Raw genomic sequence first — 23,341 nt, 5'->3', positions numbered from 1 at the left:
AACTGGCACAGTGAAAGAATAGTGCTCTTTTGCGCGCGCACGTTCCGAAGTCGTAAGCGAACAGCTTGAAAGCTTCTGATGTTGTGAAGGCGGATTGAGTGACCACAAAATTGTGGCTGCGAGAGTCGTGGCCACCTAGACCTCCAGGAGGACTAAAAGTGGCAAAGGCGAAGTTCGAGCGTACGAAGCCGCACGTCAACATCGGTACCATTGGTCACGTTGACCACGGTAAGACCACCACTACCGCCGCTATCACCAAGGTTCTGGCTGACAAGTACCCGGACCTGAACCAGTCGTTCGCTTTCGACGCTATTGACAAGGCGCCGGAAGAGCGGGAGCGCGGTATTACCATCAACGTCTCGCACGTTGAGTACCAGACCGAGAAGCGTCACTACGCTCACGTCGACGCTCCGGGCCACGCCGACTACATCAAGAACATGATCACCGGTGCTGCTCAGATGGACGGCGCGATTCTGGTTGTCGCCGCTACCGACGGTCCGATGCCGCAGACCCGTGAGCACGTTCTCCTGGCTCGCCAGGTTGGCGTTCCGTACATCCTCGTTGCACTGAACAAGTGCGACATGGTTGACGATGAAGAGATCATCGAACTCGTCGAGATGGAGATTCGCGAGCTGCTGGCTGAGCAGGACTACGACGAAGAGGCTCCGATTGTTCACATCTCCGCTCTGAAGGCTCTTGAGGGCGACGAGAAGTGGGCAGAGTCCATCGTCGAGCTCATGCAGGCTTGTGACGACAACATCCCGGACCCGGTCCGCGAGACCGACAAGCCGTTCCTGATGCCGATTGAGGACATCTTCACCATTACCGGTCGCGGCACCGTTGCTACCGGTCGTGTTGAGCGCGGCGTTCTGAACGTCAACGACGAGGTGGAGATTCTGGGCATCAAGGAGAAGTCCCAGAAGACCACCGTTACCGGTATCGAGATGTTCCGCAAGCTGCTGGATTCCGCTGAGGCTGGCGACAACTGTGGTCTGCTGCTCCGCGGTACCAAGCGTGAGGACATCGAGCGCGGTCAGATCGTTGCTAAGCCGGGCGCTTACACCCCGCACACCGAGTTCGAGGGTTCCGTCTACATCCTGTCCAAGGATGAGGGCGGCCGCCACACCCCGTTCTTCAACAACTACCGTCCGCAGTTCTACTTCCGCACCACCGACGTCACCGGCGTCGTTTCCCTGCCGGAAGGTGTCGAGATGGTCATGCCGGGCGACAACGTTGACATGTCTGTCAAGCTGATCCAGCCGGTCGCAATGGACGAGGGCCTGCGCTTCGCTATCCGCGAGGGTGGCCGCACCGTCGGCGCTGGCCGCGTTACCAAGATCATTAAGTAAGTCTTCTCCCCAATGGGGAAATGCTTTAGCTAGGTCTTAGAAGAATCCCGACTCCGCGTAAGCGGAAGTCGGGATTCTTTGTATCTGTACATAGCCGACATTAGACGGGATGGGACCGGCGCAATAGCCGTCGTTAAGCAGACTGTTCCGTAATGGGTGTGATGTACGTTGCACTTTGGAATCGCGATTTTACATTTGCAGTGTGGTCGTGCTTTAATACGGAGGTTGCTTTAACAAAGGCGTTCGCGCCAATTGTTGTATCAGGCCCAGCTGGGAACCAGTACGAAATTGGACTTAGCGCCTATGGTAAGGCGAGCATGACCACGTAGGGAAGTTTCTTCCCAATCGTGCCTCACGGAGAAAACGGGCGACACGCCCGACCGCGGGGGTCGGAGGTGGCATGGCAAATTAACAGCGGCAGTAGGCAAAATGAAGAGCCCCACGAGGGGGGACTTGTTTTCCACTGGGATTTGAGTGCAAGGCGTTATTCGTCCGCTCGGGTCATGGCCAAAAGTTAATTTGCCATGACGATCGAAGACGAAATCGCTTTGAAGTAATGCACAACCCAGTTTTAATTTCTGGCGCTGGCCATAGTTGCTGACGGCGTCGAGAAACATTGACAGGGTCGACGCCCCTTTAATTGGGGCGCGCCGACCGAGGAGAGGACAAGCGTGGCCGGACAGAAGATCCGCATCAGGCTCAAGGCCTACGACCACGAGGCTATCGACGCTTCTGCGCGAAAGATCGTGGAGACCGTTACCCGTACGGGTGCACGCGTCGTTGGCCCGGTGCCGTTGCCAACCGAAAAGAACGTTTACTGCGTTATCCGTTCGCCGCACAAGTACAAGGACTCGCGCGAGCACTTCGAGATGCGCACTCACAAGCGTCTGATCGACATTCTCGATCCAACGCCGAAGACCGTCGATGCACTTATGCGCATTGACCTTCCGGCAAGTGTCGATGTGAACATTCAGTGATCCTGGACTTTTGGTAGCGGAGACAAGATAAATGAGTGAAAACGAGATCAAGGGCATCCTGGGCACGAAGCTCGGTATGACTCAGATCTTCGACGAGGAAAACCGCGTTGTTCCGGTTACCGTCGTTGAGGCTGGGCCGTGCGTAGTGACTCAGGTGCGCACTAAGGAAACCGACGGCTACGACGCCGTCCAGATTGCATACGGCGAAATTGACCCACGTAAGGTCAACAAGCCGGAGGCCGGCCACTTCAAGAAGGCCGGTGTGACCCCGCGTCGCCACAGCGTCGAGATTCGCACCCCGGACGCTTCCTCTTACGAGGTCGGCCAGTCCGTTGGTGTCGACATCTTTGGCGAAATTGAGTACGTCGACGTCACTGGTACCTCCAAGGGCCACGGCTTTGCCGGTGGTATGAAGCGCCACGGCTTTGCTGGCCAGGGTGCTGCTCACGGTAACCAGGCTGCTCACCGTCGTGTTGGTGGCATTGGCGCCTGCGCCACGCCAGGACGCGTCTTCAAGGGCAAGCGCATGGCAGGCCGCATGGGTAACGACCGGGTCACAACCCAGAACCTGAAGATCCAGAAGGTTGACGCTGACGCGAACCTGCTGCTCATCAAGGGCGCAGTTCCGGGTGCACGCGGCGGCCTGCTGGTTGTTAAGACTGCCACGAAGGGTGGTGCTCACGCATGACCAACCTCAAGCTAGACGTACACACCGCTGAAGGCGGCGTGAACGGTTCGGTTGAGCTTCCTGCTTCCGTGTTCGACGCGGAGGTGTCCATCGCCCTGATGCACCAGGTTGTTGTCGCGCAGCGTGCAGCAGCTCGCCAGGGCACCCACAAGGTCAAGACCCGCGGCGAGGTTCGCGGCGGTGGCCGCAAGCCGTGGCGCCAGAAGGGTACCGGTCGCGCTCGTCAGGGTTCGATCCGTGCTCCGCACTGGACCGGCGGTGGCATTGTCCACGGCCCGGTGCCGCGCGACTACAGCCAGCGCACCCCGAAGAAGATGATTGCAGCTGCACTGCGTGGCGCACTCTCTGACCGTGCTCGCCACGACCGCATCCACGTTGTCGAGGAACTGGTCCCAGGCCAGACCCCGTCCACCAAGGCAGCTCGTACTTTCGTCGAGCGTCTGACTGAGCGCAACAACGTGCTCGTCGTTCTGCCACGCGAGGACGTCAACTCGTGGAAGTCGGTTCGTAACCTGCCAGGTGTCCACATCCTGTCTGAGGATCAGCTGAACACCTACGACGTTCTGAAGGCCGATGACGTCATCTTCGCCGTTCAGGCGCTTAATGACTTCATCACTCGCACCGCCGGTAAGGAGGAGAAGTAATGGCTACCATCGCAGATCCCCGCGACATCATTGTTGCACCGGTAGTGTCTGAGAAGTCCTACGGACTCATGGAGCAGGGCGTTTACACGTTCCTGGTTCACACCGACGCTAACAAGACCCAGATCAAGATCGCGGTCCAGGAGATTTTCGGTGTCAAGGTCGCTTCCGTCAACACCCTCAACCGTGAGGGCAAGCGCAAGCGTTCCCGCACCGGCTACGGCAAGCGCAAGAACACCAAGCGCGCCTACGTGACTCTCGCGGCCGGCAGCGATCCCATCGACATCTTCGGCGGTTCGGCAGCCTAGCCGCTAGCCGACGAGGAAGTTAAGGAAGAGCAAGAGTATGGCTATTCGTAAGTACAAGCCGACTACGCCGGGTCGCCGCCAGAGCTCCGTCTCCGAGTTCAGCGAGGTTACTCGCTCGACTCCTGAGAAGTCTCTGCTGCGCCCGCTGTCGAAGACTGGTGGCCGTAACGTACACGGCCACATCACCACTCGCCACAAGGGTGGCGGACACAAGCGCCAGTACCGTGTCATCGACTTCCGTCGTAATGACAAGGACGGCATTCCGGCAAAGGTCGCTCACATCGAGTACGACCCGAACCGTACCGCCAACATCGCACTGTTGCACTACGCAGACGGTGAGAAGCGCTACATCATCGCTCCGAAGAACCTGAAGCAGGGTGCCATCGTTGAGTCTGGCGCTAATGCCGACATCAAGGTTGGCAACAACCTGCCGCTGCGTAACATCCCGACCGGTTCCACCATTCACTGCGTGGAGCTCAAGCCGGGTGCCGGTGCACAGCTGGCACGTTCTGCTGGTGCTTCTATTCAGCTTCTCGGTAAGGAAGGCAAGTACGCAGTTCTGCGTATGCCTTCTTCTGAGATTCGTCGCGTTGACGCTCGTTGCCGCGCAACCGTCGGTGAGGTCGGAAATCAGGATCAGATCAACATTCGTTGGGGCAAGGCCGGCCGTATGCGCTGGAAGGGCTGGCGCCCGACTGTCCGCGGTGTTGTCATGAACCCGGTCGACCACCCGCACGGTGGTGGTGAGGGTAAGACCTCCGGTGGTCGCCACCCGGTTTCCCCGTGGGGCCAGAAGGAAGGCCGCACCCGTAAGCCGAACCGCCCGAGCGACCAGCTGATCGTTCGTCGCCGTCGTACCAACAAGAATAAGAAGCGCTAAGGAGGGAACTGAGAATGCCACGCAGCCTTAAGAAGGGCCCGTTCGTCGATGAGCACCTCCTCGCGAAGGTCGATGCACAGAACGAGAAGGGCACCAAGCAGGTCATCAAGACCTGGTCTCGCCGCTCCACGATTCTCCCCGATTTCATCGGCCACACCTTCGCCGTTCACGACGGTCGCAAGCACGTGCCGGTGTTCGTGGATGACTCTATGGTCGGCCACAAGCTGGGCGAATTCGCCCCGACCAAGACCTTCAAGGGTCACGTCAAGGATGACAAGAAGGGACGTCGATAAGCCATGAGCAACGACATTACTTCTGCACGCGCAACTGCGCGCTTCGTCCGCGTTACTCCGATGAAGGCACGTCGCGTCCTGGACACCGTTCGCGGTAAGTCCGTCGACGAGGCACTGAACATCCTGGAGTACGCACCGCAGGGTGCTGCTGATCCAGTTGCCAAGGTTGTTGCGTCTGCAGCTGCAAATGCTGAGAACAACTTCGGCCTGGACCGTCGTACTCTGGTCATCTCCGAGGCTTACGCCAACGAGGGACCGACCATGAAGCGCTTCCGCCCGCGTGCGCAGGGCCGTGCTTTCCACGTCCGCAAGCGCACCAGCCACATCACCGTGGTCGTCGAGAGCCAGAAGGAAGGTGACCGATAGTGGGACAGAAGATCCATCCACACGGTCTTCGCCTCGGTATTTCCAGCGACTGGAAGTCCCGCTGGTACGCCGACAAGCAGTACGCTGACTACCTGGCCGAGGACATCAAGATCCGCGATCTGCTGTCCACCGGTCTTGAACGCGCCGGCATCTCCGATGTCGTTATCGAGCGCACCCGTGACCGCGTGCGCGTCGACATCCACACCGCACGCCCGGGCATCGTTATCGGTCGTCGTGGCTCCGAGGCTGACCGCATTCGCGGCCAGCTCGAGAAGCTCACCGGCAAGCAGGTTCAGCTGAACATCCTCGAGGTCAAGAACATTGACGCGGATGCGAAGCTGGTTGCTCAGTCCATCGCTGAGCAGCTCGCCAACCGTGTCGCTTTCCGTCGTGCAATGCGCAAGGCTATCCAGTCTGCAATGCGTCAGCCGCACGTCAAGGGCATCAAGGTTGTCTGCTCCGGTCGTCTCGGCGGTGCCGAGATGGGCCGCACCGAGCGCTACCACGAGGGTCGCGTTCCGCTGCACACCCTGCGTGCGGAGATCGACTACGGCACCCACGAAGCTCACACCACCTTCGGTCGCATTGGCGTCAAGGTGTGGATCTACAAGGGTGACGTGATCGGTGGCCGTCGCGAGTCCGAGATCAACGCCGGCAACGCCCGCCAGCGTCGCGGCAACGACCGCCCGCGTCGCGGTGGCAAGCGTCGTCAGCGTGCATCTGAGAAGAAGGAGGGCTAATTCATGCTCATCCCGAAGCGCGTTAAGTTCCGTCGTCAGCACCGCCCGACCCGTTCTGGTATGTCCAAGGGCGGCAACAAGGTGACTTTCGGTGAATACGGTCTCCAGGCTCTCGAGCCGGCCTACATCACCAACCGTCAGATTGAGGCAGCGCGTATTGCCATCAACCGCCACGTCAAGCGTGGTGGTAAGGTCTGGATCCAGATTTTTCCGGACCGCCCGCTGACCCAGAAGCCACTGGGTGTTCGTATGGGTTCCGGTAAGGGCCCGGTCGAAAAGTGGGTTGCAAACGTCAAGCCGGGTCGCATCATGTTCGAGATGTCCTACCCGGACGAGGCAGTTGCTATCGAGGCACTGAAGCGCGCAGGCGCTAAGCTGCCGATTAAGACCCGAATCGTTCGGAAGGAGGATCAGTACTGATGTCGAACGGCATTCCCGCCCACGAGCTTCGCTCGCTGGATAACGATGACCTGGTTGCCAAGCTCAAGGAGTCTAAGGAGGAGCTGTTCAACCTCCGTTTCCAGAGCGCTACCGGTCAGCTGACCAACAACCGCCGTCTCCGCACTGTCCGCAAGGATATTGCTCGCATTTACACCGTTATGCGTGAGCGCGAGCTCGGCCTGTCTGCTGCACCAACCGATGGTGATGCAGCATGAGTGAGGAAAACATGAACACCACCGAGGCTGGCGCACGTAAGGTGCGCACCGGTTACGTCGTGTCCGACAAGATGCAGAAGACCATCGTTGTCGAGCTCGAGGACCGCAAGCAGCACGCCCTGTACGGCAAGATCATGCGCACGAACTCCAAGGTCAAGGCGCACGACGAGAACGAAGAGGCTGGCGTGGGCGACCGCGTCCGCATCGAAGAGTGCCGTCCGCTCTCCAAGGACAAGCACTACCGCCTGATCGAGATCGTCGAGAAGGCTAAGTAAGACCCGTTGGCTAACTAGACAGCTAGGGCTTTACAACGAGAACCCCGCCGCGGGAAACACGCAAGTGTGTTCTGTGGCGGGGTTTTGTTTTTGGCAAGCCATGTTTCTTCGTGTTTCTAGTCTCTTCAGTGCAGGTTTGCTGGGTTTTATCTCTGATAGCATTGGCGACGATTTGTGCTTTGTGAGGGGAGAAGTTCGGTGACTACTGACGTGACCAGGATTGATGATCGAGACCTGGAGTCCGCGCTTCGCTCACACGACGTGGCGACATTGTCGCGGCTCTTAACTGATGTTGAGCCCAAAGCTGCCGCTCGAAAGATGCGCCGCCTCAGCCATGAGGAACGTGCGCTGTTCTACCGCACACTGCCGAAAGACACGGCGGTTGAAACCTTCGATGAGCTGGACTCAGCGCTGCAGGCGCATCTGATCGACAGCCTCCGTGATCCTGAAGTCACCGCAGTCTTTGCGGAGATGGAACCGGACGACCGAGCTGAGTTGCTCGATGAGCTACCAGCCTCGGTTGCTTCAAAGCTGCTGGCCGATTTGCCGGATGATGAGCGCGAGCTCACCAACATTGTTCTCGGCTACCCCGACGGTTCCATTGGCCGCCGTATGAGCCCGGAGCTGGTATCGCTTCACGACGACATGACGGTGGGGAAAGCCCTCGAGACCGTCTGCAAGCATCTGGATGATGCCGAGTCTATCTACACCTTGCCGGTGTCGAACCGGAATCGCCGACTGATGGGCGTGGTAAGTCTTCGTGATTTGATGCGCGCCGACCGTGATATCCATGTGTCGGCAATTTTGAGGAAGGCCGACTACGCAGAGGCCACCGAGTCCGAAGAGAAGGTGGCTCGCATGTGCGCCAATCGTAAGCGCTTAGCTCTACCGATCGTCGATAGCAAGCAGCGTGTTATCGGCCTGCTCACGGTGGACGACGCACTCCGGATTCTGGAGGAAGCAGATTCCGAGGACCAAGCTCGTATTTCCGGTTCTGAGCCACTGCGCTTGCCGTACCTTGCTACGCCAATCTTTGAGATTGTTCGCTCTCGTGTGGTCTGGTTGCTCGTGCTGGCAATCGGTGCGACATTGACCGTGCAAGTCCTGGAAACCTTCGAAGAGACTCTGTCTCAGATGGTCGTTCTCTCAGTGTTCGTACCGCTGCTGATTGGTACAGGTGGCAATACCGGTAACCAGGCTGCAACTACGATTACGCGTGCGTTGGCGCTGGGGGATGTCCAACCGCGAGATATATTCAAGGTCATTCTCCGAGAGGTGAGGGTCGGCGCGTTCCTCGGTCTATTGCTTGGTTCTCTAGGCCTACTATTGGCTGGATTGTTCTACGGTTGGGACATCGGCCTCGTTATCGGCCTGACGCTGCTGGGTATTTGTACCCTCGCGGCAACCGTCGGTGGCATCATGCCGCTGATTGGTAAGAAGTTCGGCATTGACCCAGCAGTCTTCGCGAACCCGTTTATTACGACGCTTGTTGATGCCTCCGGTCTGATTATCTACTTCCTGATCGCTAAGTCGGTACTGGGGATTTAGACCCCACGGTGCGCAGCTGCACCGATACATAAAAAGTGTCCAGCTGCGCCATAATGGTGGCCATGAGCAATGGCACCCACAATCACCGCACTTGGAAAGAAATTATTGCCGCCGATCCGCAGCATTCTCGGCGCTACGCCAACCGGTGGCGGGGATTCGTGCGCGAGGGCCGCGATATCGATGGCGAGGCGCGGCTGGTGGATGCGATGGCGCCACGCCACGCTCGAATTCTAGATGCCGGCTGCGGACAGGGGCGCGTGGGCGGTTACCTGGCGAAGGCTGGGCACCGAGTCATGGGCGTCGATGTCGACCCCTATCTCATCGATGAGGCGAAACGCCAGTTCCCGGACGCGACGTGGTTGGTAGGGGATTTGGCGCAATTGGCGCACGTGCTTGACGACGGCCTCGAGAACACGCCCCACGATGACACGGCATCCGCTTTCGATGTCATCATTTGCCCCGGCAATGTCCTGACCTTCGTAGCGCCAGAAGACCGCACGAAGGTACTGCAGGCCTTCGCAGCGGCACTGAATCCGGAGGGCGGTCGTGCCATCATCGGCTTCGGTGCCGGCCGTGGCTGGGACTTTGCGGATTTTGAAACCACTGCGCAGGAGGCGGGGCTCACCGTGATTCAGCGTTATTCGACGTGGGATCTTCGTCCGTTTGAGGATGAGTCTCAGTTCCTGGTTGCAGTGCTTGAACGGGGGTAGAGAGCTGTGATCGTCGTAAAGCGGTTGCGATTCCGTGCCGGACTATCGTTATTCTTTTATGCGAATAACTGCAATTAACGGCACGCAGGGAAGGCTTCGGCGGTGACGCTATACGAAACGCTGGATACGGCTGGTGACAAAAAACAGGAACTGATGACGCAGGACTACGGGCGTTTTGCGGTTCGAGCGGTCCTGGCGGGCATGTATCTGACGTTGGGAACGGCCTTTGCAGCGGTAGCTGGCCAAGTGGCCGAAGCTGTTGCTCCGGGCACTGGGGGACTGGTCTTTGCGTGCCTGTTCGGGCTTGGACTGTTCGCCATTGTGGTGCTCGGTGCAGAGCTGGCGACTGGCAGCATGATGTTTGTGTCCTGGTCCGCTGCACGCGGTCGCATGCCGTGGGGAGTGGCTCTTCGGATGGTGGCCGTCGCCACGTTCTACAACTTCATCGGTGCCGCGATTGTGGCGCTGGTGCTAAGCCAGAGCGCCAAACTCGGTGGGATTGATGACACACATCTGATTTCCACCTTGACCGAGGGGAAGCTGGCCAAGCCGTTCTTCGGTGCTTTCGTAGAGGCGATGGGCGCGAACTTCGTGGTCAATATGGCTGTTTTAGGCGCGCTACAAGCCAAAGAAATCATTTCGAAGTTCGCTGTGATTCTGCCGATTATTGCGGTGTTCGTTGGGCTCGGGCTTGAGCATGTGATTGCGAACTTCTCGCTGTTTTCCTTGGCCTTTTTCGCCGATCCGCGTCCTGCCGGCTTCGATGGCCTGCACATTACAGGCAACTGGGTGGCAGTGTGGTTGGGCAACTTCGTAGGCGGTGGCCTGGGAATTGGCGCGGTCTACGCCTGGTTGAACCAGACGAAGACCAGCTATGTTGATTAGCTTTTGAGCTTTGCCGGAGCCTATCCGACGACCTATCTCAAGGGCTATCCGACGGCCTGCCCGAAGAGCAGGCCGACGAAGTAGGACACAATCAAACCGAGCGCGCCACCGATGACCAGACGTAGCGCAGCCTTGCCGGAGTGCGTGGAGCTGAGCTTGGCGCTGATGTAGCCGGTCAAGGCCAACGTCACGATGGTGACAACGGTGACCGCAATCGCGCCGGAGGTGGGGCCGGTGAACACCAGAGCCGCAATCATCGGCAGGATGGCGCCGAGTAGGAACGACAGTGCCGAAGAACCAGCAGCCGCCCAGGGGTTGGTAAGTTCCTCGCCGTCAATGCCCAATTCCAGCTTTAGGTGAGCTGCCAGCGGATCATTTTGTGCGATGCCGTGGGCAGCATCTTCGGCGATATGTTGTGGGATGCCGTAGCCAGAGAGAATCCCCACGAGCTCCTTATGCTCTTCATCTGGAAAGTCCTTGAGCTCGGCCTTTTCTTTGGCAATCAGTGCTCGCTCAGTATCGCGCTGAGTTGAAACCGAGACGTATTCCCCCAGAGCCATCGAGATAGCACCAGCGATAACGGCGGCGGCACCAGCAGTCAGAATGGCTTCGCGAGAAGAACCTGCTGCAATCACGCTGAGCAAGATTAGAGCAGTGGAGACGATGCCGTCGTTGGCTCCGAGGACTCCGGCGCGAAGCCAGTTGAGCTTCGACGTCTCAGAAGACTTATGCGGTTCATGAGGATGCGCGTACGTGGTCATGGCAGGACCTTTCTCCCATGTCAGCCTCACGCCTACGGGTGGTACGAGGCCTCACCATCGATTTAATGCCGATTCGGGCACATTCTCAACCAGTGAAGTGAAACGAGGGCAGTCCTCTCGTATGTAGTTTTATGCCAGCTTATGTGGGTGTTTGCGGAGGCCGTCGTGCGTCAATGTCAATACCGCGATCAGCGCAATCAGCGCGCAGGTCAACATTGATATGGCCATTGATAAAGGCAGATTGGAACCAAGCCCCACCAACGGGGAAACCGTGGCGGCCGCGAGGAACTGTGCGAAGCCCATGAGGCCGGAACCTGAGCCAATTCCGATATCTCGAACCTCCTCAATTCCGAGTGCTGTGGCATTGGCGAAGATCAGCGGCATCATCGGTACCGTAATGAACAGCAACAGCCAAGTAGTGAAGAAGTTAATCCCGACTATGGCATTAACAATCAGGCCTATCGACGTCACGAGCATGACCGTGAGTGCAACTAAAATGCCCTTGCGGGGATGAAGCCGGTTGATCATCTTGCCGTTGAGGATTGACACAAAGGTCAACATCGCTGCATTGGATGCGAACACGAGAGAGAACTGAGTAGGGGTGAGCCCCAGCAGCTCCTGGAAGATAAAGGGTGACGCAGCGATATAGGAGAACATCACCGAGAAGCCACCAGCGAAAGCTAACAAGTAGCCGACAAATACGGGCCGCTGTAGCAGCCTGCCGATATTGGGCAGGAGATTGCGCAGAGAGCCTGTGGAGCGTCGCTCTGGCGGTAGAGTTTCCGGAACCATCAGAAACACAATCGCGACCATCGCGACGTTGATGGCTGCGAGAAACCAGAACACGCTGCGCCAGCCGAATGCGGGGCCCAGAAAGCCACTCACAAGGGGAGCGATTGCCGGGGCGATGGAGGAAATGCCCATCAGCGTCGAGAAAGCTCTCGCTGATGCCTTGCCCTTCAAGAGGTCTGGGACTACAGCACGAGCCAGAACCACTGTGGAGCCACCAGCTAACCCCTGGAACAGGCGCATTGCAATAAGCGTGCCAATATTCGGTGCTATTGCACAGAGGATTGACGAGCCCAAGAACACCAAAGTCGCAATGAGAAGCAACTTCCTACGGCCCAAACTATCGGAGAGAGCGCCAATGACGAGCTGCCCTGCAGCCATACCGATCATGAAGGTTGCCAGAGTGAGCTGAACCATTGACTCGGTTGTGGAGAACTCCTTGGCTATCTCCACGAAGGAGGCCAGGTATGTATCTGCGCCGAACGGGGCGGCGGCGGATAATAAGGCTAACCCGGCAAGTAGCGATACCGGAAGCGTCTGTGCTGGCTGTGTCTGAGCGTTCTCGGAATGTGGATTTGTCACTGTCTCAGTCTAGGGTTTCCGCGGAATAGGGTTGCTGCGGAGGGTATAAACCATGTTGGGGGCATGAAACTAAGGGATTTTGTTGTCCCGCACGAACGTGCCATAATACACAGGTTGCGCGAAGTGGCTGCGTGCTGCTCTCAACGGTCTATGACCGTAGCTAGCATGGGGTCAAAGCGATATGGAAGTTGCCTCTAGCAGGTGCTTTCGTCGTAAAGCGTAAACACAAGACATAAAGACCGCGTGCGTTTAGGACGGAAATCTGACGCACAATGCAACCAGGTCAGGAGAAACGCAGTGATTCAGCAGGAATCCCGTCTGCGCGTTGCCGACAACACTGGTGCACGTGAAATCCAGTGCATCCGCGTTCTCGGCGGCTCGACCCGACGCTTCGCTGGCATTGGCGACACCATTGTCGCAACTGTCAAGGAAGCTACTCCGGGCGGCAACGTCAAGGCAGGCGAAATTGTTAAGGCAGTCATCGTCCGTGCGAAGAAGGAGACCCGTCGTCCGGACGGCTCCTACATCTCGTTCGACGAGAATGCAGCTGTCATCATCAAGGCCGACGGTGAGCCAAAGGGCACCCGTATTTTCGGCCCGGTCGCGCGTGAGCTGCGTGACAAGAAGTTCATGAAGATTGTCTCGCTCGCACCGGAGGTGATTTAAGTGAAGATCCGTAAGGGCGATACCGTGCTGGTTATCTCCGGTCCGGACAAGGGTGCTCAGGGCAAGGTCATCGAGGCCTACCCGAAGCGCGACAAGGTCCTGGTCGAGGGCGTTAACCGTATCAAGAAGCACGTTGCAAACTCCGCTGCGGAGCGCGGTGCATCCTCGGGTGGCATTGTCACTCAGGAAGCTCCGATTCACGTGTCGAACGTCATGCTGGTCGACGAAGATGGTACCCCGACTCGCGTTGGTTACCGCTTCGATGAGGACGGCAAGAAGGTTCGCATCTCCCGCCGTACCGGGAAGGACATCTAAGCATGAGCGAAAATTACACCCCTCGTCTGAAGGCCCGTTACCGCGATGAGATTCGCGGCAAGATGCAGGAAGAGTTCTCCTACGAGAACGTCATGCAGATTCCGGGCGTTACCAAGGTCGTCGTTAACATGGGCGTCGGCGCTGCTGCTCAGGACAAGAAGCAGATCAACGGTGCTATCAACGACCTGACTCTGATCACCGGTCAGAAGCCGGAGACCCGTCGCGCTCGCAAGTCGATCGCTAACTTCAAGCTTCGTGAAGGCGACGCCATCGGCGCTCGCGTCACCCTGCGTGGCGACCGTATGTGGGAGTTCCTGGATCGTCTGCTGACCGTGGCTCTGCCGCGAATCCGCGACTTCCGCGGTCTGTCTGATCAGCAGTTCGATGGTCACGGTAACTACACCTTCGGACTGTCTGAGCAGACCATGTTCTACGAGATCGACGTTGACAAGATCGACCGCCCGCGCGGTATGGACATCACCGTCGTGACCACCGCTACCAACAATGAGGAAGGCCGCGCGCTGCTGCGCGAGCTGGGCTTCCCGTTCAAGAAGTAGTTTTGCCTCTTCGGTAGCTTCTGTCTGAAGCCTCGGATGCCGCTTGGCCTCCGGGGCTTTTTGCTGCTCCGTTAACCCTTATGTTCATGGGGGGATGTCGCTGTGCGGGGCCTGCGCAAAAGTTACCAGTGTTGCCGGTGTGAAAGTTGACCCTTTTTGGGGGTTGAAAATTAGTAAAGTCACAAGCTTTCTTAAATGAAAGTTAGGCGTTCGTGATGATTTCGTTGTAAACTGCCATTCGTCATAGTGACGGCCGCCAAAATGCATTGTGGTCGTTATCAATTTGGGCAAGATTTAAGTGACTTCAGCTTCTGTGTGGTTGAGCCAGTGGTTCTACACAGAGCGGTCCTTAAGTTAAAACGCAAAGGGATTAACTACATGAAGAACTTCTCCGTGGCCGTCCGCTCGGCTGCTGTTGCAACTGTTGCGGCTCTGGGTCTGAGCTTGGGCGCAGGTGCTGCCAACGCACAGCCGGCACTGCCGGAAATGCCGAACATTCCGATTCCGGGTATCGGCGACACCGGCCCGAAGGGCGTCAAGCAGATCGTCACCTTCGGTGACTCCTTCACCGCTAATGCCGGTAAGGGTGGCCCGCGTGGCCTGGCGCCGGGGCAGAACGTGCTGGTCGCTAACTGTGCCACCGACATGGAAAACTGGCCGAAGATTGCAGCGTCGAAGCTGAACAAGTCCCTGGGTGACTGGTCCTGTAACGGTCTTGGTGGCTTCCCGGGTCAGCTCCTCGCATACCTGGAAGCTTCCATCCAGTACGGCGACATCGGAGAGGGCACTGAGAAGGTTGTCCTGATGTACGGCGGCATGGACTGGGTCCAGTGGGTTGACGTGGCAGGCGAGCTGGTCGCAAAGCCGGACCCCAAGGCTCCGTCGCTGTTCAAGCAGACGCTGCGTCAGTTCACTGACCGCGTCCACCAGGTTGCTCCGGGTGCTCAGGTCGTCCTGGCTTCGTACCCTGAGTACGCTACCAATGACCAGCTGTGCCTGGTGAACGCCCCGAACCAGACCTTCCCGATCCCGGCACCGGGTGCCAGCGAGATTCAGGGGGCATTCCGCGACAGCATTCGCTCCGCGTCTCAGCACGTAGGTGCCGGCTTCATCGACGTCTACGAGGCAACCCTCGGCCACGGTACCTGCAACCCAAACCCGGATGAGCGCTTCGTCGCCGGTTTCGCAGATCCGGTGATGGGCCCGATGACCAATCACCCGACGGTGGCTGGCGAAAAGGCTATGGGTAACATCATCGCCGACCAGCTCTACTAATTTCCTCTAGCCGGCGCCATATCGGCTAGAAATTGAGTTCCACTGCTAATTGGTGGGGCTTCACGCCGCGAGCGGACTAACGTCCAGCCGCGGCGTTTTTGCATTTCGGTCGGTATTTGTTAGTATCACCAGGTCTGCCCTCTGTAAGAGGTGCGGCAGTAAAAATGTAAGAACTTTGCTGTAGGCCCCCTCGCCTCGCATCGTCTCTGGCGTCACCTGGGTGGCGAGCTGACTCGGCTATTGAACCGAGTTGGCGAACAGTAGCCCTTAAATCGCCGGAATCACGATATTGGTAGTCGCTCCATCTTAAGCTTTTGCCGTGTGACAGTTGCTGTTTGCGCGGTCATTGGAGTTAGCCACGAGGTGAGAAGGAACCGCAGCGAGAAAGGAAGCGGTCACTAACCATGACCATGACTGACCCAATCGCCGACATGCTGTCGCGCGTGCGCAACGCTAACAACGCGTACCACGACTCTGTCTCGATGCCGTCGTCCAAGCTGAAGGCTAACATCGCCGAGATCCTCAAGTCTGAGGGTTACATTGCGGACTACGCAGTCGAGGATGCCAAGGTCGGCAAGACCCTGACCCTGAACCTGAAGTACGGCCCATCCCGCGAGCGTTCGATCGCTGGCGTGCGTCGCGTCTCCAAGCCGGGTCTGCGTGTTTACGCAAAGTCCACTAACCTGCCGAAGGTCCTCGGTGGCCTGGGCGTGGCTATCATCTCCACGTCTCAGGGCCTGCTGACTGACCGTCAGGCTTACGAGAAGAAGGTTGGCGGGGAAGTCCTCGCTTACGTCTGGTAAAGGGGGAACTACACAATGTCTCGTATTGGTAAGAACCCTGTCGTTGTCCCGGCAAATGTTACTGCACAGGTCAACGGCCAGGACGTTTCCGTCAAGGGCCCGAAGGGCGAGCTGTCTGTCTCTATCCCGGCTCCAATTACCGTTGAGCTGAAGGACAATGAGATTGTGGTCAACCGCCCGGATGACCACCGCAAGAGCCGCTCCCTGCACGGCCTGTCCCGTTCGCTGATCAACAATATGGTTGTCGGTGTGACCGAGGGCTACACCATCAAGATGGAAATCTTCGGTGTTGGTTACCGTGTCGCCAAGAAGGGCAAGGACCTCGAGTTCTCCTTGGGCTACTCGCACCCAGTCCTGATCGAAGCACCGGAAGGTATCACCTTCGATGTCGACGGCACCACCAAGCTGTCGATCACAGGTATTGATAAGCAGCAGGTCGGACAGCTCGCAGCTAACATCCGTCGTCTGCGTAAGGATGATCCTTACAAGGGCAAGGGCATTCGTTACGATGGCGAGCAGATCCGTCGCAAGATCGGAAAGACGGGTAAGTAATGAGCAACACCAACGAAAAGCGCCTCCCGGTAGGCAAGGACATCTCGACTCGTCGTCGTGTCGCCCGCGCCCGCCGTCACGCACGCTTGCGCAAGAACGTCCGCGGCACCTCCGAGGCACCGCGCCTCGTCGTGCACCGCTCTTCCCGCCACATCACCGCTCAGGTTATCGACGACTCTATCGGTCGTACCCTGGCCGCTGCTTCCACTCTGGACGCAGATCTCCGTGGCTTCGAGGGCGACAAGAAGGCCAAGAGCGCCAAGGTCGGCGAGTTGATTGCTGCTCGCGCTAAGGATGCTGGCATCGAGAATGTCGTTTTCGACCGCGGTGGCTACCAGTACCACGGCCGCGTTGCTGCTCTGGCCGAGGCTGCCCGTGAAGGTGGTCTGAAGTTCTAATGCGCACTTACAAGTCCAACGGAAGGAATGCGTGATGTCGGAACGCGATAAGCGCGAAGGCGGACGTAACTCCGCTGACAACAAGAACAACAACCGTCGTGGTGGCCGCGGTAACGACCGTCGCCAGCAGGACGAGCGTTCGCAGTACATCGAGCGCGTAGTAACTATTAACCGAGTTTCCAAGGTCGTCAAGGGCGGTCGTCGCTTCAGCTTCACCGCTCTGGTCATCGTCGGTGACGGCGAGGGCATGGTCGGCGTCGGCTACGGCAAGGCCAAGGAAGTACCGGCAGCTATCCAGAAGGGTGCTGAAGAGGCTCGTAAGAACTTCTTCCGCGTCCCGATGATTGCTGGCACCATCACCCACCCGGTTCAGGGTGAGACCGCTGCTGGCATCGTGCTGCTGCGCCCGGCTGCTCCGGGTACCGGTCTGATTGCCGGCGGCGCTGTCCGCCCGGTTCTCGAGTGCGCCGGTGTTCAGGATGTTCTGTCCAAGTCGCTGGGTACCAACAACTCCATCAACGTTGTTCACGCAACCGTTGATGCTCTCAAGCAGCTGGTTCGCCCTGAAGAGGTCGCCGCACGTCGTGGCAAGTCCCTCGAAGAGGTCACCCCGGCACGTATGCTGCGCGCACGCGCAGGTCAGGGAGCGTGATTTCCATGGCACTGAAGATTACCCAGGTCCGTGGTACCGCTGGTACCGAGCAGAAGCAGAAGGATTCGCTGCGCACCCTCGGCCTGAAGCGCATCAACGATTCCGTCGTCCGCCCGGATTCTCCGGCTGTGCGCGGTCTCGTGAACGTTGTGCGTCACCTGGTCGAGGTTGAAGAAGTAGCGGGGGAGTAGGTAAACCATGAGCGAACCAATTAAGCTCCACGACTTGGCCCCGGCTCCGGGTGCTAAGAAGAAGAAGACTCGCGTCGGCCGTGGTGAGGCTTCCAAGGGTAAGACCGCTGGTCGCGGCACCAAGGGCACCAAGGCCCGCAAGCAGGTTTCGGCAGCATTCGAGGGTGGCCAGATGCCACTTCACATGCGTCTGCCGAAGTTGAAGGGCTTCAAGAACCCGGCGAAGGTCACCTTCCAGGTGGTCAACGTTTCGGATTTGGAGCGTCTGTTCCCGAACGGTGGCGACGTCACCATCGCCGACCTGGTTGCAAAGGGCGCCGTCCGCGCTAACCAGCCGGTGAAGGTCCTCGGCGACGGCGACATCAACGTCTCCGTCAACGTCACCGCAACCAAGTTCTCGGGCTCCGCAAAGTCCAAGATCGAGGCTGCAGGCGGCTCTGTCACTGAGGCTTAAAGCATTTAAGCTTTAATAGAAAAGCTCCTAACCCATGTGGTTAGGAGCTTTTTTGTATTGAGAGGGAGGAAATTGGAGGGGAGGGCAGCGCAAACCGCTGGCTTACAGCAGGCCGGTGGTTCGCAGAGCCCACTCCAGTTGGTCGATGTCAGCGTCGGTGTGCAGCGCGGTGATGGTCAATCGCAACATTGCCTCACCACGGGGCACCGTCGGATAGCGAATTGCAGGTATAAACACGCCTAGCTCCGCCAACTGTGCTGAGGCGTCCATCGCTTCGGTCTCGTCCCCGACGGGCAGCGGGATGATGGCAGATGCGGGGTCTGACTGCGCGCCAACCAGGGAGCGGACGCACGCAATATTACGTTGCAATCGCTTGACGACGTCCCCAACCTCCAACTGCTTCAACGCTGCGCGGATAGCTGCGACAGAACCAGGGTTCATGGACGTTGAGTACACGTAGCTACGGGCTTGATTGCGTAGCAGTTCGCCAACTGGTGCCGAGCAGAGAACGTATCCTCCTTCGACCCCGAGAGCCTTGCTCGCGGTGCCGACCACAATGTCCGGGCGAATGCCCAGGTGCGCTGCAGTGCCACGACCGTGTTCTCCGATAACTCCGACGCCGTGGGCGTCGTCAAGCATCAGCCATGCGTTGCGACGGTGACAGGTGCGCTCGAGTGCCGGGCCGTCGATGACCTCGCCTGACATAGAGAACACGGAGTCGGAGATGACAAGTTTGTGGCGGGCGCTCGATGTTGCGAGGAGATGGTCGAGTGCCTGGTAGTCAGTGTGCGGAAAGACCGTGACTTTAGCTCGGGCATTGCGGCATCCGTCAATGATGGAAGCATGGTTGGCGGCGTCGGAGAAGATTTCAACGTCGGCGGTGGCGATGGCAGCGATGGTTGAGTGGTTCGCCTGGTAGCCAGTAGCAAAGAGAACGGCATCGTCGAAACCGAAGAACTGCGCGAGTTCATTCTCAAGTGCGCTGTGGATGCTAGTGCCAGTGGTTAAGCGAGAGCCGCCGGACCCGGTGCCGAAATATCCAATTGCCTCGGTGGCAGCTGAGATGAGCTCAGGGTGCGTGGACAGGCCGAGGTAGTCCGAAGAAGAAAACAATAGGTAGTCGGCTCCGTCAATTCGGCTATGCGGTAGTTGTGCGGTTTCGAAAGTGCGCAGTGTGCGGGCAAGTCCTGCACCGGCCCAGGCCGTGTTTCTTTGGGCGGCGATTGCTGAGAGGTCGCTGCTGAGGCCGGTAGTGTCCGTCGAGAAACTGGCGTCAGCTGGGAGCTCGATATAGACCGGCGTGTTCTCCAGGTAGTCGATTAGCTCGGGGATATCGATGCCGGGTTCAACGATGAAAATGCGAGTACCAAGAGTGCTGCCGTGGTCCTTGATATTGGGGATACGGTGGAAGATTCCGTCCAGTGCGAGATAGCCACGCGTGTAAAAGGGATCGTCGGAGAGGCAGATTTCTGCGACGATGCCCGGGGCGCTGTGAACCTTGGATGCGAGGATGAGCGCCTCGTGAAAATGGTCCTTGGCGCAGTCCTTGCTGGGGTGTGAGATGGCATCAAAAGTGGAAACCCGTACACCGCGGGCTGGGTTTGGGTCGAGCCGCTCACCGGAGGAGGCATCGATAAGAGCGGCGCCGCGAAGACCCGTGAGTGAATAGGCCATCTCGACGGCGATATCGGCGGCCTGTATACCTGCAGCGTGTAGGCGTTGAGTAATGAGCTTGCGGGCGTCCCCAGGGCTGGAGTTCGACTCTAGAAAGGGGACTAACGCCGGCACGGTGCTGATGGTCGACTCATCAATCTTGTCCGCAGTGATGTGAATTGTGTCGGCTCGCCCCTTGTCGTGGTGAAGTGCACGGCTAGTCATAGCAGAAGCCAACTGAGGTAGTTCGGTGGCCGGTGCAAGACGCTCAGCGCCAGAGATATGGCAGCCATCGGCGCTGGAGCGCATGCGGATGCTGTAGGTACTCACAGAGCAAAACTTTAACACTGTTCAAGTTTTGTTTGAGAAGGTTGGGTGGAGCACATGAGAGGGCGGGGGCTCAGAGGGGATGAGCGCTGGAATCGTCGTCAAGCGAAAAGAGGGTGATTGACGGGGCGCTGTACTAACGGTGATATAGAGGCGTATTGCGACGATATGGAGAAACGCTGGTAGACTCACTACGTCAAATACTGTCAATTAAAGGTTTGAGGAATACGTCATCCGCGTTGCTTAACTAAAACGGAAGACTACTGGCGGATAAGCGGGTAAATCTTTCGGGAAAAGCGTGGGAGAAGCGGATTTCTTGACCTCGGGAGGATGCACGTGGCTTCCGGTCTCATTGCGGCGTTGCGCGATCCCGATTTGCGTAAGAAGATCTTCTTCACTCTGACGATGATCATTCTGTACCGAATCGGCTCGCAGATTCCAACCCCTGGTATCGACTACCAGTTGGTCAACGCGCAGCTCGAGCAGATTTCGAAAGATCAGTCCAGCGTTTACTCGCTGATCAACCTGTTCTCAGGTGGCGCTCTGCTGCAGATGGCGATTTTCGGCATCGGCATTATGCCGTACATTACGGCCTCGATTATCGTCCAGCTGCTCACGGTGGTGATTCCACACTTCGAGCAGTTGAAGAAGGAAGGGCAGTCGGGTCAGACAAAGATGACCCAGTACACCCGCTACCTCACAGTGGCGTTGGCGTTGCTGCAGTCTGCGGGCATTGTGGCCATGGCAGACCGTGGCGCCCTGCTGGGCGGCTCGCAGTCGCTGCTGGTTAAGGATGCGGGTGTCTTTGACCTCGTGGTGATGGTCGTTGTGATGACCTCCGGTGCCGTGCTGGTCATGTGGATGGGTGAGCTCATCACTGACCGAGGGGTCGGCAACGGTATGTCACTGCTGATTTTCTCCGGTATCGCCGCTGGTATGCCGGCGCAGGGAGCGAACATTCTGCGCTCCACTACCGGTGTCGTGTTTGCCACCGTGATTGTTGCCGTGCTGATTCTCATCATCGGCGTTATTTTCATTGAGCAGGGACAGCGCCGTATTCCGGTGCAGTACGCAAAGCGCATGGTTGGTCGTCGCCAGTACGGCGGATCTTCCACCTACCTGCCGCTGAAGGTGAACCAGGCCGGTGTTATCCCGGTCATCTTCGCGTCCTCTCTGATTTACGTGCCGGTTCTGATTACCCAGATTGTTCAGTCCGGTCAGTCGAATCCGAACATGGACAACTGGTGGCAGCGCAATGTCATTCAGTACCTGCTGGCGCCGTCCAGTTGGCAGTACATTCTGCTGTTCTTCCTGATGATTATCTTCTTCTCCTTCTTCTACACCTCCGTGCAGTATGACCCGCACGAGCAGGCGGAGAACATGAAGAAGTACGGCGGATTCATTCCGGGCTTCCGCCCGGGGCGTCCGACTGCTGAATACCTGTCCTACGTCCTGATTCGCCTGCTGACTGTCGGCTCGCTGTACCTGGCACTGATCGCTGTTCTGCCAAATGTCGCTCTTGATATGGGGCTTGGCGACGCGAACGCTGGTCGAGGCGGTATGTTTGGAGGTACAGCCCTGCTGATTCTGGTCAGTGTTGCGCTGACGACGGTCAAGCAGGTTGAAAGCCAAATGATGCAACGTAACTACGAAGGGTTCTTGAAGTAATGCGACTCGTACTTGTAGGTCCTCCCGGTGCAGGCAAGGGCACTCAGGCAGCTATCCTCTCGGAGAAGCTCGGTGTCCCACACATCTCCACCGGTGACCTGTTTCGCGCAAACATCGGTGAAGGTACTCCGCTCGGCATTGAGGCGAAGTCCTACATCGACGCCGGCAACCTTGTTCCGGACGACGTGACTGTGCGTATGGTCGAGTCCCGTCTGAACGAGGACGACGCTGCCAAGGGGTTCCTGTTGGATGGCTTCCCGCGCACTGTTGGTCAAGCAGAAGAGCTGAAGCGTCTGCTGTCCAACCTCGGCACTGAGCTGGATGCGGTCGTACAGTTCGACGTTTCTGAGGATGTCGTAGTCGAGCGCATGCTGGCCCGTGGTCGCGCAGACGACACTGAAGAGGTCATCCGCAACCGCATGCATGTGTACACCAATGAGACCGCTCCTTTGCTGGATTACTACTCGGAGAAGATCATCAAGATTGCCGCTGAGGGATCCGTTGAGGAGATTAACGAGCGCACGATGGCTGAGCTGGAGAAGCTGAACTAAGCTCCTGGCGCGCCGGATAACTAGACGCTCTAGCTTTTTTGCTGGCTGGAGCCGATGGGTTTGCCGGTTGTAGGTGGTTGTTGAAGCCGCCCTTTCGAACCGTTGAGGTTTGGAAGGGCGGCTTTTGTGTGTGGCTGTTGGGGTCTGGGGCGGGGGTGGGGGGGGCAGCCGATAGTGAGGGCTACTGGAAGTCCTGAATAATCTGGTCGATGAGTGGCTGCGCGGCCTCAGCGCTGATATTCGCGAAAACGAACTCTTGGTAGATGCGGTTGGCCTCGTCAATGACCATAACGAAAGGGGACCCCTTGTTGATGCCGCTAAATGCGTGCTTGCCGGGTAGCTCGTATGGTACGTAGTTTTCGACGGACTCAGCCTTTTCGTTAATGCGCTCGACAGTGGCCGGGTCCTCGGCCGTACTGAGCATTGCGGTGCCACCGTCTCCAACTGCCATTACGCAGGTGAAGCCATGTACGCTCTCGCTGCCAAAAATGACGGGTTTAGAGTCATCCGACTCGGCGCAGCTGCCAATCGCCTCCTTAATTGCATCAGGTGTGAAGTTTTGGATTGACTCAGGCAGTGCAGAGGTGCCCATGAAACCCGAGGTGCTTCCAGGGGTCTCCGGCGATTCCGCGGCAGGGGAAGTGGAGGGGATAGTCGGCGCTGGCGACGGTTCGGGATTGCTTGAGCAAGCGCCAACCAGGAAAAGTGAGCTGGTGGCAATAACAGCGCCCGCAGTCTGCGCGGACTTCAACAGTGAATGCATGCCAGTTATCGTAGGGCAGCTCAACTTTGGGTGTAAACCGCCCGAAAAACGAAGCAAGCCGATTGCAG

General features: G+C 58.1%; 31 protein-coding genes and 1 pseudogene. 27 read left to right on the top strand and 5 right to left on the bottom strand.

Annotated elements, in window-relative coordinates; genetic code table 11:
* Nucleotides 1-158: 158 nt before the first annotated feature.
* The 15 genes from tuf (at nucleotide 159) to I6J19_RS01130 (ending at nucleotide 10,316) form a co-directional block, all read left to right on the top strand.
* The gene (tuf, locus tag I6J19_RS01200) at nucleotides 159-1,349 is read left to right on the top strand and encodes an elongation factor Tu (RefSeq protein WP_038627641.1); all 1,191 of its coding nucleotides are present in this window, start codon (nucleotides 159-161) and stop codon (nucleotides 1,347-1,349) included.
* 671 nt (nucleotides 1,350-2,020) lie between these two features.
* The gene (gene rpsJ, locus I6J19_RS01195) at nucleotides 2,021-2,326 is read left to right on the top strand and encodes a 30S ribosomal protein S10 (protein WP_003938093.1); all 306 of its coding nucleotides are present in this window, start codon (nucleotides 2,021-2,023) and stop codon (nucleotides 2,324-2,326) included.
* A gap of 31 nt (nucleotides 2,327-2,357) precedes the next feature.
* Nucleotides 2,358-3,014, top strand: coding sequence for a 50S ribosomal protein L3 (rplC, locus tag I6J19_RS01190; protein ID WP_005509762.1), 657 nt, complete (start codon nucleotides 2,358-2,360; stop codon nucleotides 3,012-3,014).
* Nucleotides 3,011-3,658 (top strand): 50S ribosomal protein L4, encoded by a 648-nt coding sequence (rplD, locus tag I6J19_RS01185; RefSeq protein ID WP_038627645.1) that lies wholly within the window; start codon nucleotides 3,011-3,013, stop codon nucleotides 3,656-3,658. The genes rplC and rplD overlap by 4 nt, the downstream gene beginning before the upstream one ends.
* Nucleotides 3,658-3,963 (top strand): 50S ribosomal protein L23, encoded by a 306-nt coding sequence (rplW, locus tag I6J19_RS01180; RefSeq protein WP_038627647.1) that lies wholly within the window; start codon nucleotides 3,658-3,660, stop codon nucleotides 3,961-3,963. The genes rplD and rplW overlap by 1 nt, the downstream gene beginning before the upstream one ends.
* A 37-nt stretch (nucleotides 3,964-4,000) precedes the next feature.
* On the top strand, nucleotides 4,001-4,843 hold the full coding sequence (rplB, locus tag I6J19_RS01175; RefSeq protein WP_005509800.1) for a 50S ribosomal protein L2: 843 nt from the start codon (nucleotides 4,001-4,003) through the stop codon (nucleotides 4,841-4,843).
* 14 nt (nucleotides 4,844-4,857) lie between these two features.
* Nucleotides 4,858-5,136 carry a 30S ribosomal protein S19 gene (gene rpsS, locus I6J19_RS01170; protein WP_005509882.1) on the top strand — a complete coding sequence of 93 codons (279 nt, stop codon included), beginning with the start codon at nucleotides 4,858-4,860 and terminating at the stop codon, nucleotides 5,134-5,136.
* Between the two features lie 3 nt (nucleotides 5,137-5,139).
* Entirely contained in the window at nucleotides 5,140-5,502 is a 363-nt protein-coding gene (rplV, locus tag I6J19_RS01165) for a 50S ribosomal protein L22 (RefSeq protein WP_005509775.1), read from the top strand.
* Nucleotides 5,502-6,242, top strand: a complete 741-nt coding sequence (rpsC, locus tag I6J19_RS01160; RefSeq protein ID WP_005509954.1) for a 30S ribosomal protein S3 — start codon at nucleotides 5,502-5,504, stop codon at nucleotides 6,240-6,242. The genes rplV and rpsC overlap by 1 nt, the downstream gene beginning before the upstream one ends.
* 3 nt (nucleotides 6,243-6,245) lie before the next feature.
* A complete protein-coding gene (gene rplP / locus I6J19_RS01155; protein ID WP_005509813.1) occupies nucleotides 6,246-6,662 on the top strand; it encodes a 50S ribosomal protein L16 in 417 nt (138 codons plus the stop codon).
* On the top strand, nucleotides 6,662-6,898 hold the full coding sequence (gene rpmC, locus I6J19_RS01150; RefSeq protein ID WP_005509851.1) for a 50S ribosomal protein L29: 237 nt from the start codon (nucleotides 6,662-6,664) through the stop codon (nucleotides 6,896-6,898). Before rplP ends, rpmC begins: the two co-directional genes overlap by 1 nt.
* On the top strand, nucleotides 6,895-7,173 hold the full coding sequence (gene rpsQ, locus I6J19_RS01145; protein ID WP_005509926.1) for a 30S ribosomal protein S17: 279 nt from the start codon (nucleotides 6,895-6,897) through the stop codon (nucleotides 7,171-7,173). Before rpmC ends, rpsQ begins: the two co-directional genes overlap by 4 nt.
* A 198-nt stretch (nucleotides 7,174-7,371) precedes the next feature.
* Nucleotides 7,372-8,721, top strand: a complete 1,350-nt coding sequence (gene mgtE, locus I6J19_RS01140; protein WP_187402549.1) for a magnesium transporter — start codon at nucleotides 7,372-7,374, stop codon at nucleotides 8,719-8,721.
* A 53-nt stretch (nucleotides 8,722-8,774) separates the two neighbouring features.
* Nucleotides 8,775-9,431 (top strand): class I SAM-dependent methyltransferase, encoded by a 657-nt coding sequence (locus tag I6J19_RS01135; protein WP_049180779.1) that lies wholly within the window; start codon nucleotides 8,775-8,777, stop codon nucleotides 9,429-9,431.
* 102 nt (nucleotides 9,432-9,533) lie between these two features.
* On the top strand, nucleotides 9,534-10,316 hold the full coding sequence (locus tag I6J19_RS01130; protein ID WP_038627654.1) for a formate/nitrite transporter family protein: 783 nt from the start codon (nucleotides 9,534-9,536) through the stop codon (nucleotides 10,314-10,316).
* Between the two features lie 44 nt (nucleotides 10,317-10,360).
* Here I6J19_RS01130 and I6J19_RS01125 read toward each other — a convergent pair whose 3' ends face one another.
* Nucleotides 10,361-11,077: a VIT1/CCC1 transporter family protein gene (locus I6J19_RS01125; RefSeq protein ID WP_038627657.1), complete on the bottom strand. Its 717-nt coding sequence runs from the start codon at nucleotides 11,075-11,077 to the stop codon at nucleotides 10,361-10,363.
* Nucleotides 11,078-11,206: 129 nt separating this feature from the next.
* Complete coding sequence (locus I6J19_RS01120) at nucleotides 11,207-12,448, bottom strand: multidrug effflux MFS transporter (RefSeq protein ID WP_187402550.1); 1,242 nt, start codon at nucleotides 12,446-12,448, stop codon at nucleotides 11,207-11,209.
* A gap of 297 nt (nucleotides 12,449-12,745) precedes the next feature.
* On the opposite strand from I6J19_RS01120, the gene rplN reads away from it, so the two are divergent.
* From rplN to rplO, 10 genes are all read left to right on the top strand, one after another.
* Nucleotides 12,746-13,114 carry a 50S ribosomal protein L14 gene (rplN, locus tag I6J19_RS01115; RefSeq protein ID WP_038627660.1) on the top strand — a complete coding sequence of 123 codons (369 nt, stop codon included), beginning with the start codon at nucleotides 12,746-12,748 and terminating at the stop codon, nucleotides 13,112-13,114.
* Nucleotides 13,115-13,429 carry a 50S ribosomal protein L24 gene (gene rplX, locus I6J19_RS01110; RefSeq protein WP_005509963.1) on the top strand — a complete coding sequence of 105 codons (315 nt, stop codon included), beginning with the start codon at nucleotides 13,115-13,117 and terminating at the stop codon, nucleotides 13,427-13,429.
* A gap of 2 nt (nucleotides 13,430-13,431) precedes the next feature.
* Complete coding sequence (gene rplE / locus I6J19_RS01105) at nucleotides 13,432-13,986, top strand: 50S ribosomal protein L5 (RefSeq protein WP_005509901.1); 555 nt, start codon at nucleotides 13,432-13,434, stop codon at nucleotides 13,984-13,986.
* Nucleotides 13,987-14,364: 378 nt separating this feature from the next.
* Nucleotides 14,365-15,261: a GDSL-type esterase/lipase family protein gene (locus tag I6J19_RS01100; protein ID WP_038627665.1), complete on the top strand. Its 897-nt coding sequence runs from the start codon at nucleotides 14,365-14,367 to the stop codon at nucleotides 15,259-15,261.
* A 404-nt stretch (nucleotides 15,262-15,665) separates the two neighbouring features.
* A complete protein-coding gene (rpsH, locus tag I6J19_RS01095) occupies nucleotides 15,666-16,064 on the top strand; it encodes a 30S ribosomal protein S8 (RefSeq protein WP_005509822.1) in 399 nt (132 codons plus the stop codon).
* A 15-nt stretch (nucleotides 16,065-16,079) separates the two neighbouring features.
* Complete coding sequence (gene rplF, locus I6J19_RS01090; protein ID WP_005509895.1) at nucleotides 16,080-16,616, top strand: 50S ribosomal protein L6; 537 nt, start codon at nucleotides 16,080-16,082, stop codon at nucleotides 16,614-16,616.
* Nucleotides 16,616-17,014 carry a 50S ribosomal protein L18 gene (gene rplR, locus I6J19_RS01085; protein ID WP_038627668.1) on the top strand — a complete coding sequence of 133 codons (399 nt, stop codon included), beginning with the start codon at nucleotides 16,616-16,618 and terminating at the stop codon, nucleotides 17,012-17,014. Before rplF ends, rplR begins: the two co-directional genes overlap by 1 nt.
* A 34-nt stretch (nucleotides 17,015-17,048) precedes the next feature.
* Complete coding sequence (gene rpsE, locus I6J19_RS01080) at nucleotides 17,049-17,666, top strand: 30S ribosomal protein S5 (RefSeq protein ID WP_005510059.1); 618 nt, start codon at nucleotides 17,049-17,051, stop codon at nucleotides 17,664-17,666.
* Between the two features lie 5 nt (nucleotides 17,667-17,671).
* Nucleotides 17,672-17,857, top strand: a complete 186-nt coding sequence (gene rpmD / locus I6J19_RS01075; protein ID WP_187402551.1) for a 50S ribosomal protein L30 — start codon at nucleotides 17,672-17,674, stop codon at nucleotides 17,855-17,857.
* Between the two features lie 7 nt (nucleotides 17,858-17,864).
* Entirely contained in the window at nucleotides 17,865-18,311 is a 447-nt protein-coding gene (rplO, locus tag I6J19_RS01070; protein WP_016422071.1) for a 50S ribosomal protein L15, read from the top strand.
* A 102-nt stretch (nucleotides 18,312-18,413) separates the two neighbouring features.
* On the opposite strand, the gene I6J19_RS11020 is transcribed toward rplO, so the two are convergent.
* On the bottom strand, nucleotides 18,414-19,601 hold the full coding sequence (locus I6J19_RS11020) for an aminotransferase class I/II-fold pyridoxal phosphate-dependent enzyme (RefSeq protein WP_370547474.1): 1,188 nt from the start codon (nucleotides 19,599-19,601) through the stop codon (nucleotides 18,414-18,416).
* A gap of 57 nt (nucleotides 19,602-19,658) precedes the next feature.
* A pseudogene (locus I6J19_RS11015) lies at nucleotides 19,659-20,273 on the bottom strand (6-carboxyhexanoate--CoA ligase); the annotation flags it as partial.
* 354 nt (nucleotides 20,274-20,627) lie between these two features.
* Between I6J19_RS11015 and secY the strand changes: the two are divergent.
* Nucleotides 20,628-21,959: a preprotein translocase subunit SecY gene (gene secY / locus I6J19_RS01060; RefSeq protein ID WP_141737477.1), complete on the top strand. Its 1,332-nt coding sequence runs from the start codon at nucleotides 20,628-20,630 to the stop codon at nucleotides 21,957-21,959.
* The gene (locus I6J19_RS01055) at nucleotides 21,959-22,510 is read left to right on the top strand and encodes an adenylate kinase (protein WP_005509947.1); all 552 of its coding nucleotides are present in this window, start codon (nucleotides 21,959-21,961) and stop codon (nucleotides 22,508-22,510) included. The genes secY and I6J19_RS01055 overlap by 1 nt, the downstream gene beginning before the upstream one ends.
* Nucleotides 22,511-22,691: 181 nt before the next feature.
* On the opposite strand, the gene I6J19_RS01050 is transcribed toward I6J19_RS01055, so the two are convergent.
* Nucleotides 22,692-23,273: a hypothetical protein gene (locus I6J19_RS01050; protein WP_038627672.1), complete on the bottom strand. Its 582-nt coding sequence runs from the start codon at nucleotides 23,271-23,273 to the stop codon at nucleotides 22,692-22,694.
* Nucleotides 23,274-23,341 lie beyond the last annotated feature (68 nt).

Origin of the sequence: Corynebacterium amycolatum (genome assembly GCF_016889425.1) — a bacterium.
Classification (GTDB): domain Bacteria; phylum Actinomycetota; class Actinomycetes; order Mycobacteriales; family Mycobacteriaceae; genus Corynebacterium; species Corynebacterium amycolatum.
This window is presented reverse-complemented; position numbering and strand designations above follow the sequence as displayed.